The organism is Microbacterium hydrothermale, from assembly GCF_004854025.1.
GTDB classification, from domain to species: Bacteria; Actinomycetota; Actinomycetes; order Actinomycetales; family Microbacteriaceae; genus Microbacterium; species Microbacterium hydrothermale.
This window is the reverse complement of sequence record NZ_STGM01000002.1, coordinates 606,933-622,576: the sequence shown is the minus strand read 5'-3', so window position 1 is coordinate 622,576 and position 15,644 is coordinate 606,933. Positions and strand designations below refer to the sequence as shown.

Here is a 15,644-nt window from a genome sequence, read left to right as displayed (position 1 = left end):
GCCGATTCGTCAAAACCTCGCAAGTCCGGTAAACTCTTCGAGGTTGACGTGATCACGTCAGCGAGACGGGGCTATAGCTCAGGCGGTTAGAGCGCTTCACTGATAATGAAGAGGTCCCAGGTTCAAGTCCTGGTAGCCCCACCCCTTTCCCTCGCGGGGCCTTAGCTCAGCTGGTAGAGCGCCTGCTTTGCAAGCAGGATGTCAGGAGTTCGAATCTCCTAGGCTCCACACTCACGATGAACAGCCGGCCTTCGGGCCGGCTGTTCTCGTTTCACGCGGCGCGGTGCGGCGTTGCGCGCCGTCCTCTCAGAAGGACGACGGATGCCGCGAGCGGCACCGTCCCGCAGAGAAGCAGGGTCGTATCGAGCCCGTACACGGTCACGAGGAACAGCGGCAGGAACGCCGAGGTCCGGGCCACGGCGACGGCGCGCGGCCGCGGACGCGTCGATGCCGGGGAGACCCCGATCGTCTCGATGCGCGCGAGCGGAACCGACAGCAGCCCCCGCACGATCACCAAGACCACGAAGACCACGGGACGCGTCGCCCACCAGTCGGCGCTGCCCGGGAGAGGAGCCGCACCGGGGACGATCAGAGCCACCGCGGACACGATCAGGATGACGGGAAGATTCCACGACCACGACGAAGACGACGGCCGCGACACGCGCCAGGTCCAACGTGAGGTCTCGCCAGTGCGGGTCGGAGACGGCGGAGGACGATGCGTCGGGGCTCATCCGTCCATGCTGGCCCGCCCTCCATTCGAGCGGCGCGGACCGTCGTCGGCGGGCGGGGTCGCTAGAGTCTGGTCATGGACATGCGGGTTGCCGCGTACGCCGTCATCACCGACGCCGACGACCGCGTGCTGCTCGCCCACTGGATCGACGGTCGGCGGGCGGCCTGGACGCTCCCCGGCGGCGGCCTCGAGCCGGGCGAGGATCCGGCTCACGCTGTCCGTCGAGAGGTGCGCGAAGAGACCGGGTTCCGAGTGGTCGTCGGCGACCTTCTCGGCATCCATTCCCGAGTCATCCCGGCAGAGGCGCGTCTCGCCGACGGGGCGTCCGAACCCCTGCACGCGCTGAGGATCGTCTATCGCGCGCGGATCGTCGGCGGTCGCCTCCGGTTCGAGACGGACGGGTCGACGGATCGTGCGGCGTGGTTCACCCTCGCGGCGGCGCGGAAGGTGCGCCGGGTGCAGCTGGTCGACATCGCCTTCCGGATGGCCGACCTGCCGCGGCCCTGATCACCCTCGCTGCGCGCTCTCCGTGGTGATGTCGGCGACGACGGCCCCGTACGCGGCGATCAGATCGTCGGCGTCGACGAACAGGCTGTAGCCGTGTGCGCCGGCTCCCATCGCGATCCGTTCGCCGACGATGCGTTCGTCGGCGAAGACCGGCCAGGCGGTGGTGCTGCCGATAGGCACGATCGTGCCGCGTTCGTAACCGGTCGCGGCGAGAGCGAGTTCGGGCTCAGGCAGCCGAAGTTTGTTCACGCCCACGACCGCGCGCAGCTTGGGCCACGAGATGGCACGGTCGCCGGGCACCAGGGCGAACAGGTAGGTGTCGTCGGAGCGCTTGACCACAAGCGTCTTCACGATCGCGGAGGGAGGGATGCCGAGGAGGTCCGCCGCCTCGACGAGACTCGAGGCCGCGGGGCGCTCGCGCACATCGACAGAGAGGCCGCGCTCGCGCGCGGCCTCTCTGACTCTGATGGTGGGATCGCTCACGCGTCCGGTGCGCGCAGCGGGTCGTCGGCCACCCACAGCTCGTCGTCGGCGCGCAGCGTCTGCCACGCGGCGTAGGCCACGCCCGCCGCGGCCACGACGCCCAGGATGATGGCGATCACGCCACCGGCGCCGATGCCGTCGTGCTGCGAGGGGAGCTTCTTCGAGAGGCGCTTCGACGCCTGCTTCCCGTACTTCTCGGCACGCTTGGCGTACTTGTGGGCGTCGAGCTCGAAGCCCTTGCCCTTGGCGAGGCGGTCACGGGTGTCGCCCGCCGCGTCCCAGACAGAGAGCGCGCCGCCGACGACGGCTCCGGCGGCCGGGACGACCTTGTTGCTGAGGAAGCGGTTGCTGTACTTCACGCTCTTGTCGACGTACGGCGCGGCGTACTTGTTGTAGCCGTCCTGCACGGCGGGGACGAGGTCTTCGCGGCTGAAGCGACCGAGCTGGTGGCCGGCTTCACGAGCGACCTTCCCGCTCTCGCCCAGCAGCACCTGCTGCGACTCCCACACCTTGGCGGCGTGCTTCTGGAGCTTGCGCAGTTCCTTCTTGCTCTTGCGGCTGAGGCCCACGGCTCATCCTCCCTGTCGATGGGATGTACGTTGCCCTCATCTTGCCAGAACGGGCCGCTCGCGCCGCCGACCCTTGCAGATAACTCTGAGAGAATGTACCCATGGCCAACCACACCGCCGTCGCGACCCTGCACACCAACCACGGCGACATCGTCGTCAACCTCTTCGGTGACCACGCTCCGCGCACCGTCCGCAACTTCATCGGTCTGTCCGATGGGACGCAGGAATGGACGGACCCGGCCACCGGCGCCAAGGGCGAGGGTCCGCTCTACACGAACGTCATCTTCCACCGCATCATCCCCAACTTCATGATCCAGGGCGGCGACCCGCTCGGTCAGGGCATCGGTGGTCCGGGATACACCTTCAACGACGAGATCCACCCCGAGCTCGACTTCACCGCGCCGTACAAGCTCGCCATGGCCAACGCCGGACTGCGCCGCAACGCCATCACCGGTCAGCCCGAGGGCACGAACGGCTCGCAGTTCTTCATCACCACCGACCCCACGCCGTGGCTCCAGGGCAAGCACACCATCTTCGGCGAGGTCGCCGACGACGCGTCGAAGGCCGTCGTCGACGCCATCGCGGCGGTCCCCACCGGCGCGCAGGACCGGCCGAAGGCAGACGTCGTGCTGCAGTCGGTCGACGTCGTCTCGGTCTGAGTCAGCGGACGGCGGCGGGTGTCCACCACCGAGGAGTTCCGTCGCAACAGCGACAACTTCTGCTACCGGCATCCTGACCGGCAGAGCTTCGTGCTGTGTCAGCGGTGCATGCGCACCGTCTGTTCGGAATGCCGGACCCCCGCCGCCGTCGGCGTGATCTGCCCCGAGTGCATGGCTCAGCAGCGCGCGTCACAGACCCCCGCCCAGAAGAAGGCGCAGCGCCGCTGGGCGTCACGACCGATGGCGGTCGTCTCCTCCGACCGCCCGAGGATGACCCTGGGGATCATCGCCGTCACGGGCCTGGTCTACATCATCGGACTCATCCCGGGCGTCGGTCCGCTGCTGTCGAACCTCCTCGCGTTCAACAGCTTCTACGTGCTGCCCCAGGCCGGTCTCATTCAGCCGTGGCGTCTGCTCACCGTCGCGCTCGTGCACGACGGGTTCTTCCACGTCGGCCTCAACATGCTCGCGCTCTGGTTCATCGGGCGGAGCCTCGAGCCGCTGCTGGGGCGCGCGCGATTCCTGATCCTCTACCTCATCGGGGCGCTCGGCGGCTCGGTGGCGGTCGCGCTGCTCGCTCCGGGCGTCTGGACCGTGGGTGCTTCGGGTGCGATCTTCGCGCTCTTCGGTGCCCTGCTCGTGATCGGCCGACACATCGGGGCCGACATCCGCGTCATCGCGATCCTGATCGGGATCAACTTCGCGTGGCCGTTCGTGCTGGCGGGGATCAACGCGATCGGGTCCGGGGACTTCGCCTCGTCGCTCGCCGCCGTCGGCATCTCGTGGCAGGCGCACCTGGGTGGACTCGTGACGGGTGCCGCGATCGGGTTCGTCTACTCGCGGACGCGTGCGCCTCGGCAGCGCGGCCTGCAGACGGGGCTACTGATCGGCGTGACCGTGGCTCTCATCGCGCTGCTGGCGATTCCCGCGGCGTTCTACTTCTGAGACTTATCCACAGCCCCATCCACAGGTGGGGATGAATTACACGGGTGTAAGTCAGCGCCACCGGGTCGTCATGAGGAATCCGACGAAGGCGATGCCGAAGCCGATGACGAGGTTCCAGGGACCGATCCCGGGGATGGGGAACTGGGAGTTGCTGAGGTAGAACACCAGCACCCAGACGAGGCCGATGAGCATCAGGCCGATCATGATGGGCAGGAACCACACCGGGTTCGGGGCGGATCCACCGTCGTTGCGTTCGGCGATCGGGTCTTCGCCTTTGCCAGTTCGAGCCATGCGGCACAGTCTAATGGTCAGGTGCCTGCGAACCCACGGAACTAGACTCGCCTCGTGCACCCCGACTCGCAGCCGCAGACGCGCCGGAGCAGGCGGCGCACGAGCGCGCCCCGGCGTGGGCTCTCGGTGGTCGGCGTGATCGGAGATCTGCTCGTCACCGCGGGAGTGGTCGTTCTGCTCTTCGTCGTCTGGCAGTTGTGGATCGGCGATGTCATCATCGGGTCCCAGTTCAAGAACGCAGCCCGTGACATCACCGACTCGTGGGCAGCCGATCCTCCCGCGCCGGCCCCGAGCATCACGCCGACGCCGGGACTGCCCCCCACCGCCGATCCGCCGGAGATGGCGCAGCCCGACGATGCGCAGATCTTCGGGGTCGTCCGCATCCCCCGTCTCGGCTCCGACTACCAATTCCGGCTCGCGGGCGGGGTGAGCGCCGGACGCACCCTCGACCCCATCGGTCTCGGCCACTACCCCGACACCGCCATGCCCGGCCAGGTCGGCAACTTCGCGATCGCCGGACACCGGGGCAGTCACGGTGCGCCCTTCGCGGATCTGCCGTCTCTGCACATCGGCGACGCCATCGTGGTGGAGACCGAGACGGGCTGGTACACCTACCGCTATCGGAACCTCGAGTACGTGCGTCCCGACGCCGTCGACGTGCTCCTCCCCTTCCCGCAGAACACCGAGATCCAGGCCACGGACCGCATCATCACGATGACCACCTGCAGCCCGCGGTACGGCTTCTCCGAGCGCGCCATCGCGTACGGAGTCTTCGAGTCGTACACCCCCCGCACCGACGCGGGACCGCCCCTGTCCCTCACCTCTGGAGCCGCCTGATGTACGGAGCCCTGTGGCGCATCCTCCCGGGCCCCTGGTGGGTGCGTCTGCTGATCGTCCTCGTGCTGCTCGCGGCCGTGCTCTACGGCCTCTTCTTCTACGTCTTCCCGTGGGTGAGCGACATCGTCTACCCGCAGGAGGTCACGGTCGAGTGAGACCCCGGCGCGTCGTCGTCGTCGACAATCGCGACAGCTTCGTCCACACCCTCGCCGGCTATCTGCGTGACCTCGGCGCCGAGACGATCCTGGTCTCCGCGGACGATCCGGGTCTGCGCGGTCGCATCCGTCGCGACGCCGATGCGGTGCTCGTCTCGCCCGGGCCGGGGCATCCCACCGAGGCGGGTCAGTCCGTTTCGGTGGTTCGCGACACCGCCGCCCGCGGCATCCCCCTCCTGGGCGTCTGCCTCGGTCATCAGGCCATCGCCGTCGCCTTCGGAGCGCGGGTGGGTCACGCCCCGGAGTTGCTGCACGGGATCACCAGCGTCATCCGCCACGAGGGCGCCGGTGTCTTCGCCGATCTGCCGGACGGCTTCGCGGCGACGCGCTACCACTCGCTCGCGGTCGAACCGATCTCGCTGCCCCCGGAACTCGAGGTCACCGCGCGCACCGACGGCGGCGTGATCATGGGTCTTCGCCACCGGTCGGCGCCGATCGAGGGCGTGCAGTTCCACCCGGAGAGCGTCCTCACCGAGGGAGGGCACGTTCTTCTCGGCCGCTGGCTGGAGGATTCCGGCCTGAGCGGCGCGGCGGAGCGCGCCGCGGGCCTGAGTCCGCGCGGACTCAGGAGCCCGAGCAGACCGTCAGCGTGATCTCGCTGTGGACGGGGACCTCGCCGGGAGCGAGCGACTGACCGCTCACCGTCTGCGGGCTCGTCGCGCGGCATCCGGTGTCTTCCTGGGTGATCACCGTCAGCTGCTTCGCGTCGGACTCCAGCTCGCGCTTGGCTGCGTCGAGGGTGTAGCCCGTGTAGTTGACGATGACGACCTGACCGCTGGCGACGACGAGGTTGACGACCGTCCCCTTCGCGACCTGGGAGCCGCTCTCTTCGCTCGCCGACATCACGGTGCCGGCCGCCAGGGCAGGATCGGTCGTGCGGCGGATGGAGCCCACCGTCAGTCCGGCCGCTTCGAGCGCGGAGCGCGCCTCGGACTCCGAGATGCCGTCCAGAGTCGGGACGGTGGCGGTGTCGGGACCGGTGGAGACGTAGACGGTGACCTGCTGACCGGATGCCACGGTGGTGCCGGCATCGGGGGTGGTGCGCGTGACGTTGCCCGCGGCGATCTTCTCGTCGGGCTCGTTGACCCGGCTCGCGGTGAGCTGCTGGGCCTCGAGCGTCTCGACGGCCCGGTCGTAGGACATGTCGACCACGTTCGGGACCGTGAACGAGGTCGTGGGCACGTCGTCGTTCGGCTGGATCTGCATGACCCAGATCAGCACCGCCACGAGCAGCACCGCCAGCACGGTCACTCCGGCCCAGATCCAGGCGACCGGAGGGCCGGGCTGGGTGCGACGCATGGTCGTGTCGGTGCTCAACTGACGCAGCGATCGCGCCGTCTCGGCCGCCTGGCGCGGGTTCGGTCCGTAGAGCTCGTTCGACAGGGCCGACATCTGACGCTTCGTCGGCGCCTTCCCGTCGGCGGTCTCGTCGAGGGCCTCGCGGAAGCCCGCGGCATCCTGGGGTCGCTGGAAGGGATCCTTCGCGAGCGCACGCAGCACGATGGCATCCAGGGCGCGCGGGATCGTCTCGACGACCTCGCTGGGCGGAACCGGAGCCTCGCTGACGTGCTGGTACGCGACGGCCACCGGTGTCTCACCGCGGAACGGAGGACGCCCGGTGAGCAGCTCGTAGAGCACCACGCCGGTCGAGTAGAGGTCGGCACGGGCGTCGACCGATTCGCCCTTGGCCTGTTCCGGGGAGAAGTAGGCCGCGGTGCCGACGATCGCCGTCGTCTCGGCGACGGTCGACGACGAGTCCGACACGGCGCGCGCGATGCCGAAGTCCATGACCTTCACGCGTCCGGCGTCGGTGATCATCACGTTGCCGGGCTTGATGTCGCGGTGCACCACGCCCGCGCGGTGCGAGTACTCGAGAGCCTCGAGGATGCCGTCCACGTACCGCAGGGCGTCGTCGACGGGCACGGAGCCCTCGGCGATGATCTCCTTGAGCAGCCGGCCGTGCACGAGCTCCATCACGATGTACGGGACGGGACGTTCCACCCCGTCGATCCCGACCTCGACGTCTTCGCCGGCGTCGAAGACGCGCACGATCGTGGGGTGCGCCATGCGGGACGCGGCCTGCGCCTCGAGGCGGAAACGCGTGCGGAACGCGGCGTCGCCGGCGAGGTCGGCCTTGAGGATCTTGATGGCCACCGTGCGACCGAGCGTCTGGTCGTAACCGCGATAGACGCTCGCCATGCCGCCGCGACCGATGAGGTCGTCGACGCGGTAGCGCCCGGACAGGACGCGCGTCTCAGTGGTCACGAAAAAACTCCCGGGGAGGGTGGATCGAAGCTCAGGGCTTGGTGGCGGCGCCGTTGCCCGTGGAAGACGGGTTCGGCGTGCTGCCGCCGGTGATCGAGGCGGAGGCCTCGCCCGACGGGCCGGCGGTGCGGTCGGTTCCCGAGCAGCTCACGGTGTAGGTCACGCGGAGGGTCTGACCGGCGGAGTTGCTCACCTTGAGCTGCGCGTTGCGCTCGTCGGGCGAGAACGATGCCGTCGACTGACCGTTCGTGTCGAACGTTCCGTTGGTGGCGGTGAAGTTGTAGGAGGTGACGCTGCCCGTGCCCGCGGGGCACGAGTACTGCTGCCACGACACCTGGATGTCGCTGCCCGCGCTGACGGAGGTGCCCGGCAGGGTGGGCGTTCCGGGCTGCTGCAGGGGCGTCTCTTCGCCGTAGACGGTCACCGTGATGTTGGTGCCCTCGGGATTACGGCCCGTGGGGTCGACGATGTAGACGCGCCCGATCTGGTCGGCGTTCTCGGCGGCGGTTCCGGTCGCGCACGTCGCGCCCAGCATCGCTTCGCTGAGGATGCCGCGAGCTTCATCGCAGGTCTTGCCGATGAGGTCGAGGGCGTCGACGTCGACCAGTCGTGCGGTCTCGGTCGGCGTCGGGGTGTTCGACGGCGACGCGGGGGCACTGGGAGTGGCCGAGCTGGGTGCGGCGCTCGTCGGCACCGCGTCGGGCTCGCCCTGGTTGGACAGCAGGGTGAAGAGCGTGCCGCCGAGCACCAGCAGGAGCAGCACGATCAGCGCCACCAGGGGCCACGTCCACGGGCTGCGCTTCTTCTTCTGCGGGGCGGCGTCTTCTTCGGTGTGCTGCTCCGTGAGGAGGGATGCCGCGCCCGCGCCCAGGCCCGCTGCGCCGGCGGAGGGCAGGAGCCGCGTGGTGGCGGAGGTCTGACCCGACGTGAGCAACTGGGTCGCGTCGTCGGCGACGGCCGCACCGGCCGCGATGGCGGGAACGGCGGCCGCGGCGGCGGTGAGGTCGCCCCGGCGCAGGGCCGCGGCGGCACGCGAGACGGCCGCGGACGAGGCCGGGCGGTCCTCGGGCTTCTTGGCGATCATCGCCATGACGAGGTTCTGCACCGGGACCGCGACGGTCGGCGGCAGCGGTGCGGGCTGCTCGTTGATCTGCGCCATGGCGATCGCGACCTGCGACTCACCGGTGAACGGGCGCTTGCCGGCGAGGCACTCGTACGCGACGATGCCCAGCGAGTAGGTGTCGGTCGCGGGGGAGGCGGGGTGGCCCGACGCCTGCTCGGGCGAGAGGTACTGGACCGTTCCCATGACCTGGCCGGTCGCCGTGAGCGGCACCTGGTCGGCGATGCGGGCGATGCCGAAGTCGGTGATCTTGACGCGGCCGTCGGGCGTGATGAGCAGGTTGCCGGGCTTGATGTCGCGGTGCACCAGCCCCGCGGCGTGGGCGGCCTGCAGGGCTGCCGCGGTCTGCGCGACGATGTCGAGGGTCTTGTCGGTCGACAGCGAGCCCTCGCGCTCGAGGATCGTGGACAGGGCCTCACCGGGGACGAGCTCCATCACGAGGAAGGCGCTGCCGTCTTCTTCGCCGTAGTCGAAGACGCTCGCGATGCCCTCGTGATTGACGAGTGCCGCGTGCCGGGCCTCGGCGCGGAAGCGCTCGAGGAAGCCCGGGTCGCCCATGTACTCGTCTTTGAGGATCTTGATCGCGACGGTCCGTCCGATGACGTGGTCGGTCGCTTCCCAGACCTCGCCCATGCCGCCGATCGCGATCCGCGAATCGAGCTCGTACCGCCCGCCGAAGGTCACACCCTGTGTCGGTCTCATTTACCCAGCACCGCCTCCATGACCTTCTTCGCTATCGGGGCGGCGATCTCGTTGCCGCTCCCGCTCTGCCCCTGGCCTCCACCGTTTTCGACGACCACGGCGACGGCGACCTGGGGGTCGTCCGCCGGAGCGAAGCCGGTGAACCAGAGAGTGTAGGGGCGGGAATCGTTCTCCGCGGTGCCGGTCTTACCCGCCACCTGGACCCCGTCTATTCTTGCATTCGATGCCGCGCCGTCCTGGACGTTCGCCGTCATCATGGCGACCATCTGCGCGGCGACGTCGGGCTCGATCGCCCGTCCGAACTCGCTGTTGCTGCCCTCGTCGGTGACCGACAGGTTGGGTTCGATGACGCGGTCGACCATGCGGGGGTTCATCACCACGCCGTCGTTCGCGATCCCGGCCGAGACCATCGCCATCTGCAGCGGCGTCGCCCGGACGTCGCCCTGGCCGAAGCCGCTGAGCGCGGTCTGCGGGGCGTTCGGGCTCGCGGGGTACGTGGATGCCGTGGACTGCAGCGGCATCGTGAACTGCGCGTTGAAGCCGTACTTCTCGGCCTCCGCGCGGATCGCGTCGTCGCCCAGTTCCACCGCGAGTTCGGCGAACGGGATGTTGCAGCTCAGGCGCAGGGCCGTGGCGATCGTGACGGTGTCGCCGCCGCCGCAGGTTCCGCCGCCGGCGTTGCTGACGACGTTCGTCGACTGGGGCAGCGTGTAGGCCGCGAGGTTCGGGAAGGCCGAGTCGGGCGTGTACTTGCCGGAGGCGAGGGCGGCCGAGGCGACGACGAGCTTGAAGGTGGACCCCGGCGGGTTGAGGCTGCCCGCGATCGCGCGGTTGTCGAGCGGCTTCGCGTTGTCGGCCACGAGCTGGTCGTACGCCGAGTTCACGGCATCCGTGTCGTGCGAGGCGAGGACGTTCGTGTCGTAGCTCGGCTTCGACACCATGGCGAGGATGCGGCCCGTGGAGGGCTCGATGGCCACGACGGCGCCCTGGAGGTCGCCGAGGGCGTCCCAGGCGGCCTTCTGGACGTTCGCGTCCAGCGAGAGCTCGACGTTCGATCCGCGCGGGGCCTGCCCGGTGATCGCGCGGTCGATGCGCGAGAAGAACTGGTTCGAGTCCGAGCCGCTGAGCACGCTGTTCTCGGCGGACTCGATCTGGGTCTTCGCGTCGAGCACGGGGTTCATGTAGCCGGTCACGGGCGCCCACATCTCGGCATCCGTGTACTGACGCTGCCAGCTGTAGACGTCGTCGGACGGGACGGACTGCGCGATCGGAGTGCCGCTGACGATGATCGATCCGCGCTGGATCTCGTAGGAGTCGTAGAGCGCACGCGTGTTGCCCTGCGTGTTGGTCAGCGCGTTCGCCTGCACGACCTGGATGACGCTGGTCGAGGCGAACAGGGCGAGGAACATCGCCAGCATGACGATGCTGAGGCGTCGGAGTTCTTTGGTCACGGTGCCTCCTCGAATCGGGCGGCTGCGGGGGTGCGGCGCATCAGCCGATCACCACCCGCGGCCGGGAGCGGACGGCGTCGGAGATGCGCAGCAGGAACGCCACGATGATCCAGTTCGCGATCAGCGAGGACCCACCGGCGGCGAGGAACGGGGTCGTGAGTCCGGTCAGCGGGATCACGCGGGTGACGCCGCCGACCATGATGAACACCTGCAGCGCGATGGTGAACGAGAAGCCGGTGGCGAGGAGCTTGCCGAAGTCGTCCTGACCCGCGAGGCCGACGCGGATGCCGCGGCTCGTGAAGACCATGTACAGGGCGAGGATGGCGAAGATGCCGACGAGGCCGAGCTCCTCCCCGAGGCTCGGGATGATGTAGTCGCTCTGCGACAGCGGCGTGATGTACGGCCGGCCCTGACCGAGTCCGGTGCCGAACAGTCCGCCGTGCGACAGGCCGAAGATGCCCTGGACGAGCTGGTAGCTCCCGCCGTCGCGGTCGATGACGTCCTGGTCGAACGCGTTCAGCCAGTTCGCGAAACGGCCCTGCACGTACGGCAGCACACGGGATGCCAGGAACGCGCCGCTCGCGACGAGCACGAGGCCGATGAAGACCCAGCTCGTCTTGCCCGTCGCCGCGTAGAGCATCGCGACGAACATGCCGAAGATCAGCAGACCCGTTCCGAGGTCGCGCTGCAGCACGATGATGCCGAGCGAGACCAGCCAGATGATGAGCACCGGGCCGAGCTCGCGGGCGCGCGGCCACGTCATGAACAGGAAACGGGTGCCGGTGGAGGTGAGGCTCTCGCGCGTGCGCACGAGGTATCCGGCGAAGAAGATCGCCAGGCAGATCTTGGCCAGCTCGCCGGGCTGGAACGACACGAATCCGAGCGAGACCCACACGTCGGCGTTCTGATCCGTTCCGAGCCCCGGCACGAAGGGCAGGAGCAGCAGCAGGATGCCGACCAGACCCGACAGGTACGTGTAGCGGAACAGCACGCGGTAGTTGCGGACGAAGATCAGCACGGCCAGGGCGCAGACCATCGCGATGGCCGCCCACGCGATCTGGCGGTGGCCGGTGGCATCCCATCCGCTGCTCTGATCGGCGAGGTCGATGCGGTAGATCATGGCGATGCCGAGACCGGTCAGGACCGTGGCGATGGGGAGCACGAACGGGTCCGCGTCGCGCACGCGCAGGCGCAGCACGACGTGCATGACGAGACCCAGCACCGCGGGAACCGCCGCGAGCATGAGGAAGCCCGTGTCGACGGTTCCCGTCACGCCGAGCTGGACGAGCGCGATGGCGGAGCCGTAGACGGCGATCGCGAAGACGAGCAGGCCCAGCTCGCGGTTGCGCTGCGTGGCCGGGACGCGGATCTTCTTGAGCGCGCGCATGACGGCCGTGTCGGTGGACACGGCGTCGGCGGAGCGCGTCTGCTTCTGGTCGGTCATCCGCTTCCCTCCGCCGCCGGCCGCAGGCGGTCGACGATCAGCTCGGCATCCGAGAGCGAGCGGGCCGAGATCGTGGCCTCGACGGTCTGCCGGTCGAAGTCCGACAGATCGGCGAGCACGATGTTGGTGTCTTCGTAGACGGTCGACAGCGAGATCGGACCGATGGACTGCTGGATGCCGCGGTAGATGACCACCGAGTCGTCGTCGGCTCCGACGTAGTAGCGCGTCTGCGTCCAGTTGTACCCGGCGAACAGGGCGAGACCGATCCCCGCGAGCACGACCAGCAGCGCCGCGAGCCAGCCGAACCGGCGGCGCCGCGCGCGTCGGCGGTCTTCTTCGATGAGCTCCTCGAGGAACTCCGCGGCCGGTTCGAAGTGCGTGGGCTCGTTGGCGACCTGGCGGGCGTGGTGCAGCCAGTTCGGACGGCTGGGCCGCGCCGCCGGGACCACGACGCCGCTCGGGTTGGATGCGGAACCGACGATCGCCGGGGTGCCGATGAAGACGGGGTGCTGGCCGCCCACGTCGACGAGCACCACGGTGACGTTGTCGGGCGCGCCGCCGTCGAGCGCCTGCTTCAGCAGGGCGTCGGCCGTGCGCGCCGGGGGCATGCCGAGTCCGAGCGTCTTCGCCGTGTGGGCGTCGTCGACGACCCCGGACAGACCGTCGGAGCACAGCAGCCACCGATCGCCGTCCTGGGTCGGCATGATGAAGCTGTCGACCTCGGGATCGGGGTCCATGTCGCCGAGCACGCGCATCAGCACCGAGCGGCGGGGGTGATACCGCGCTTCCTCGGGCGTGATGCGACCCGAGTCGACCAGGCGCTGCACGAACGTGTGGTCGGCCGTGATCTGCGTGAGCGTGTCGTCGCGGTAGAGGTAGATGCGCGAGTCGCCGATGTGGCCGATCACCGCGTAGTCGTCGACCATCACCAGGGCGCTAACTGTCGTGCCCATGCCGGCGAGCTCCGGGCGCCGCGCGACGGTGTCGATCAACTCTGCGGCGGTGTCGGCGAGGGCGTCGCGGATCGCGTGCTCGGCCTGGGCGGGGGTGGCGTAGGGCTGGTCGAGCTCCGTCAGCCGCTGAATCGCCAGGCTCGAGGCGACGTCGCCTCCCGCGTGACCGCCCATGCCGTCGGCGACCACGAAGAGGTTGGACCCGGCGTAACCGGAGTCCTGGTTGTTGGAGCGCACCTTTCCCGTGTGGGAGATGGCGGCACTCGAGCCCTGGAAGACCATGGAGGTGGTTTACGCCCTCAACTCGAACGTGGTGGCGCCGACCTTGATCGGCGCTCCCACCTTGACCTGCACGGGGGCCGCGACGCGCACGCCGTCGTGGGTGGTCCCGTTGGTGGAGTCGAGGTCCTGCAGCATCCACTGGTCGCCCCAGAGCACCAGTCGCGCGTGGTGGCTCGAGGTGTAGTCGTCGCGGATCACGAGCCCCGACTCGCTCGAGCGGCCGATGGTCAGAGGCTCGGTGCCCAGGGGCAGCTCGAGACCGGCCTTGGGGCCGCTTGTGATGACGATGCGCGAGACCACCGAGGTGGTCGCGAGGCCCCCGACAGGCGCGGGGGCGGGCGGTGCGGCCGGTCGCTTGACCTGCGTGGTGACGGCGTCGGGAGACGCGGTCGGCGCCGCGGCGGCGGGCGCGGGGGATGCCGCCGGCTCGGGGAGTTTGCGCACCTTGACGCCGAAGAGATCGGCGCGCAGCGAGTAGACGACGCCGAACACGAAGAACCACAGCAGGACGAGGAAGCCGCCCTGCAGCAGAAGGAGAGTCAACTGACTCATGAGAGGGGTCCCCGTTCCCGGACGTCGAACATGCGCGTGGCGTCGGACGCCTGGGGGCGCCGCGGCGGCTGAGCCTGAGCGACCACACGGAACACGATATTGGTGCGACCGATCGAGATCGTCGAATCGGGGGGCAGCGCGGCCTCCGAGACCTTCCGACCGTTCAGGGTGGTGCCGTTCGTCGAGCCGAGGTCGCGCACCATGGCGCGCTCGCCGTCCCACAGGATCTCGACGTGCTTGCGGCTGGTCCCGGCGTCGGGGATGGTGATGTCGGCGTCGCTCCCGCGACCGATCACGGTGCGGGAGCCCGTGAGCGGGTGGCGCGTGCCGTCGATGTCGACGACCCCGCGCCAGGCGACGCGACCCTCCGTGGTCTGCGAATCGACGCGCAGTGTGCCGGTCGATAGTGAAGCGTCGCGCTCGATCGTGATCGCGACGGGCCCGGCGAAGGAGTACCCCTGCGTGCGGGCGTGCTTCTTCACGAGGGTGTCGAGCTCGGAGAGGAGCGTCGATCCGAGGGCGCTCATCTTCTCGTCGTCGACGGGGGAGAGGCGCACCGTGAACGCGTTCGGCGTGAGGATGCGCTCACGCGTGACGACCACGGCCTTCTTGTCGAGCTCGCTGCGCAGGGCCGAGGCGATCTCCACCGGCTGGATGCCACTGCGGAAGGTCTTCGCGAACGCACCGTTGACGGCGCGTTCGAGACCTTTCTCGAAACTGTCGAGTAGTCCCACGAGACTCCTTCGGGCAGGCAGACCAGTAGGCACATCGTAGCCAGGGCGGCTGGACAGGTCATGGAAGCGGCCCCCGACCCCCGCGTTTCGTCGTGCGGTCGCGGCCGTGATATTCTCGGGAAGTTGAGTTCGTGGCATCCGTGCCGTGACTCGCGCGAGTGGCGGAATAGGTAGACGCGCTGGCTTCAGGTGCCAGTGCCCGCAAGGGCGTGGGGGTTCAAGTCCCCCCTCGCGCACAGAACGAAGAAGGCCCCGGATCATCGATCCGGGGCCTTCTTCGTCGTCTGTGTGAGCGGGAGGGCCGTGAGCCCGTGCGGGGTCGGGTCCTCGTCGCCGAGGGCTTCGCACGCCGCGCTTCGGTGTACCTCGTGGATCCTCCGCGCGTCCTCACCTCGGCCGCCCTGGAAGGAGGCCCCACGCGACGGTCGTGGTCGACCGGGCGGGTTCGCACAGGCTGACGATTACACATGTGGATAACCCTGTGGAGAACATGTGCGAAACAGCCGGACGGGTGTCAGTAAGGCTGTGGAGAGACGCCGTATTCGTCTCAGTCTTCGAAACTACAAGCGCGTAATTCCGCGGATCGTGGGGGTGTGCTCGTCGTGGGGGAAGCGGGGGAGAGCCGAAAGGGAGGACGGATCGCCCTGTGGACATCTCGGCGGCGAGGCTCTCCCGCACCGGCGTGCGATGTGGGCCGAAGTTATCCACAGTTTGCACATGCCGGCCACGGAGTTATCCCCACGGCGACGGCCGCCGCGCTCTTCACGCTCCGTCCCCGGAATGACGCGGTTGTCATTCGTCTCCGGGGCGGAATTTCGCTTCAGTCCACGGGCGTGACAGGGCGGCACCGAGCGCGATGCCGGAGGCTCCCCACAGGGTTATCCACACCTCTCTCCCGTCTGTGC

General features: G+C 68.9%; 17 protein-coding genes and 3 tRNA genes. 9 read left to right on the top strand and 11 right to left on the bottom strand.

Translation table 11 applies throughout. The features are described from left to right. Positions 1 to 67 precede the first annotated feature (67 nt). Together FB047_RS06550 and FB047_RS06545 are read left to right on the top strand one after the other, a co-directional pair. Positions 68 to 141: transfer RNA gene (locus FB047_RS06550), tRNA-Ile, on the top strand. 14 nt (positions 142 to 155) lie between these two features. Beyond that, positions 156 to 228 (top strand) — tRNA-Ala (locus FB047_RS06545). A gap of 43 nt (positions 229 to 271) precedes the next feature. Here the strand turns inward: FB047_RS06545 and FB047_RS06540 are convergent. Beyond that, positions 272 to 598, bottom strand: coding sequence for a hypothetical protein (locus FB047_RS06540; protein WP_136586370.1), 327 nt, complete (start codon positions 596 to 598; stop codon positions 272 to 274). Positions 599 to 805: 207 nt separating this feature from the next. On the opposite strand from FB047_RS06540, the gene FB047_RS06535 reads away from it, so the two are divergent. After that, entirely contained in the window at positions 806 to 1,237 is a 432-nt protein-coding gene (locus FB047_RS06535; protein ID WP_136586369.1) for an NUDIX hydrolase, read from the top strand. Here FB047_RS06535 and FB047_RS06530 read toward each other — a convergent pair whose 3' ends face one another. Beyond that, positions 1,238 to 1,720, bottom strand: coding sequence for an aminoacyl-tRNA deacylase (locus FB047_RS06530; protein ID WP_136586368.1), 483 nt, complete (start codon positions 1,718 to 1,720; stop codon positions 1,238 to 1,240). Then, complete coding sequence (locus FB047_RS06525) at positions 1,717 to 2,289, bottom strand: DNA helicase (protein ID WP_136586367.1); 573 nt, start codon at positions 2,287 to 2,289, stop codon at positions 1,717 to 1,719. Before FB047_RS06525 ends, FB047_RS06530 begins: the two co-directional genes overlap by 4 nt. Before the next feature lie 101 nt (positions 2,290 to 2,390). Between FB047_RS06525 and FB047_RS06520 the strand changes: the two genes are divergently transcribed. Further along, the gene (locus FB047_RS06520) at positions 2,391 to 2,948 is read left to right on the top strand and encodes a peptidylprolyl isomerase (protein WP_136586366.1); all 558 of its coding nucleotides are present in this window, start codon (positions 2,391 to 2,393) and stop codon (positions 2,946 to 2,948) included. 18 nt (positions 2,949 to 2,966) lie between these two features. Continuing rightward, on the top strand, positions 2,967 to 3,893 hold the full coding sequence (locus FB047_RS06515; RefSeq protein ID WP_240752654.1) for a rhomboid family intramembrane serine protease: 927 nt from the start codon (positions 2,967 to 2,969) through the stop codon (positions 3,891 to 3,893). 51 nt (positions 3,894 to 3,944) lie between these two features. Here the strand turns inward: FB047_RS06515 and FB047_RS06510 are convergent, their stop codons facing one another. Beyond that, the gene (locus FB047_RS06510; protein WP_076673116.1) at positions 3,945 to 4,184 is read right to left on the bottom strand and encodes a cell division protein CrgA; all 240 of its coding nucleotides are present in this window, start codon (positions 4,182 to 4,184) and stop codon (positions 3,945 to 3,947) included. 54 nt (positions 4,185 to 4,238) lie between these two features. On the opposite strand from FB047_RS06510, the gene FB047_RS06505 reads away from it, so the two are divergent. From FB047_RS06505 to FB047_RS06500, 3 genes are read left to right on the top strand one after another with little or no spacing between them, the layout of a single operon-like run. Then, positions 4,239 to 5,021 carry a class E sortase gene (locus FB047_RS06505; RefSeq protein ID WP_136586365.1) on the top strand — a complete coding sequence of 261 codons (783 nt, stop codon included), beginning with the start codon at positions 4,239 to 4,241 and terminating at the stop codon, positions 5,019 to 5,021. Next, positions 5,021 to 5,176 carry a hypothetical protein gene (locus FB047_RS16875; RefSeq protein ID WP_167494170.1) on the top strand — a complete coding sequence of 52 codons (156 nt, stop codon included), beginning with the start codon at positions 5,021 to 5,023 and terminating at the stop codon, positions 5,174 to 5,176. The genes FB047_RS06505 and FB047_RS16875 overlap by 1 nt, the downstream gene beginning before the upstream one ends. Further along, positions 5,173 to 5,829: an anthranilate synthase component II gene (locus tag FB047_RS06500; RefSeq protein WP_136586364.1), complete on the top strand. Its 657-nt coding sequence runs from the start codon at positions 5,173 to 5,175 to the stop codon at positions 5,827 to 5,829. Before FB047_RS16875 ends, FB047_RS06500 begins: the two co-directional genes overlap by 4 nt. Here the strand turns inward: FB047_RS06500 and pknB are convergent. From pknB to FB047_RS06465, 7 genes are read right to left on the bottom strand one after another with little or no spacing between them, the layout of a single operon-like run. After that, positions 5,801 to 7,501 (bottom strand): Stk1 family PASTA domain-containing Ser/Thr kinase, encoded by a 1,701-nt coding sequence (gene pknB, locus FB047_RS06495; RefSeq protein WP_136586363.1) that lies wholly within the window; start codon positions 7,499 to 7,501, stop codon positions 5,801 to 5,803. The two genes, FB047_RS06500 and pknB, sit on opposite strands and share 29 nt — an antisense overlap. 31 nt (positions 7,502 to 7,532) lie before the next feature. Further along, positions 7,533 to 9,323: a serine/threonine-protein kinase gene (locus tag FB047_RS06490; protein ID WP_136586362.1), complete on the bottom strand. Its 1,791-nt coding sequence runs from the start codon at positions 9,321 to 9,323 to the stop codon at positions 7,533 to 7,535. Continuing rightward, positions 9,320 to 10,774 carry a peptidoglycan D,D-transpeptidase FtsI family protein gene (locus tag FB047_RS06485; protein ID WP_136586361.1) on the bottom strand — a complete coding sequence of 485 codons (1,455 nt, stop codon included), beginning with the start codon at positions 10,772 to 10,774 and terminating at the stop codon, positions 9,320 to 9,322. Before FB047_RS06485 ends, FB047_RS06490 begins: the two co-directional genes overlap by 4 nt. 40 nt (positions 10,775 to 10,814) lie before the next feature. Then, positions 10,815 to 12,218 (bottom strand): FtsW/RodA/SpoVE family cell cycle protein, encoded by a 1,404-nt coding sequence (locus FB047_RS06480; RefSeq protein ID WP_136586360.1) that lies wholly within the window; start codon positions 12,216 to 12,218, stop codon positions 10,815 to 10,817. Beyond that, positions 12,215 to 13,453: a PP2C family protein-serine/threonine phosphatase gene (locus FB047_RS06475; protein ID WP_136586359.1), complete on the bottom strand. Its 1,239-nt coding sequence runs from the start codon at positions 13,451 to 13,453 to the stop codon at positions 12,215 to 12,217. The genes FB047_RS06480 and FB047_RS06475 overlap by 4 nt, the downstream gene beginning before the upstream one ends. A gap of 9 nt (positions 13,454 to 13,462) precedes the next feature. Beyond that, positions 13,463 to 14,005 (bottom strand): FHA domain-containing protein FhaB/FipA, encoded by a 543-nt coding sequence (locus tag FB047_RS06470; protein ID WP_136586358.1) that lies wholly within the window; start codon positions 14,003 to 14,005, stop codon positions 13,463 to 13,465. Beyond that, on the bottom strand, positions 14,002 to 14,739 hold the full coding sequence (locus FB047_RS06465; RefSeq protein WP_167494169.1) for an FhaA domain-containing protein: 738 nt from the start codon (positions 14,737 to 14,739) through the stop codon (positions 14,002 to 14,004). Before FB047_RS06465 ends, FB047_RS06470 begins: the two co-directional genes overlap by 4 nt. 152 nt (positions 14,740 to 14,891) lie before the next feature. Here FB047_RS06465 and FB047_RS06460 point away from each other — a divergent pair. Next, a tRNA-Leu gene (locus FB047_RS06460) sits at positions 14,892 to 14,975 on the top strand. Positions 14,976 to 15,644: the final 669 nt, after the last annotated feature.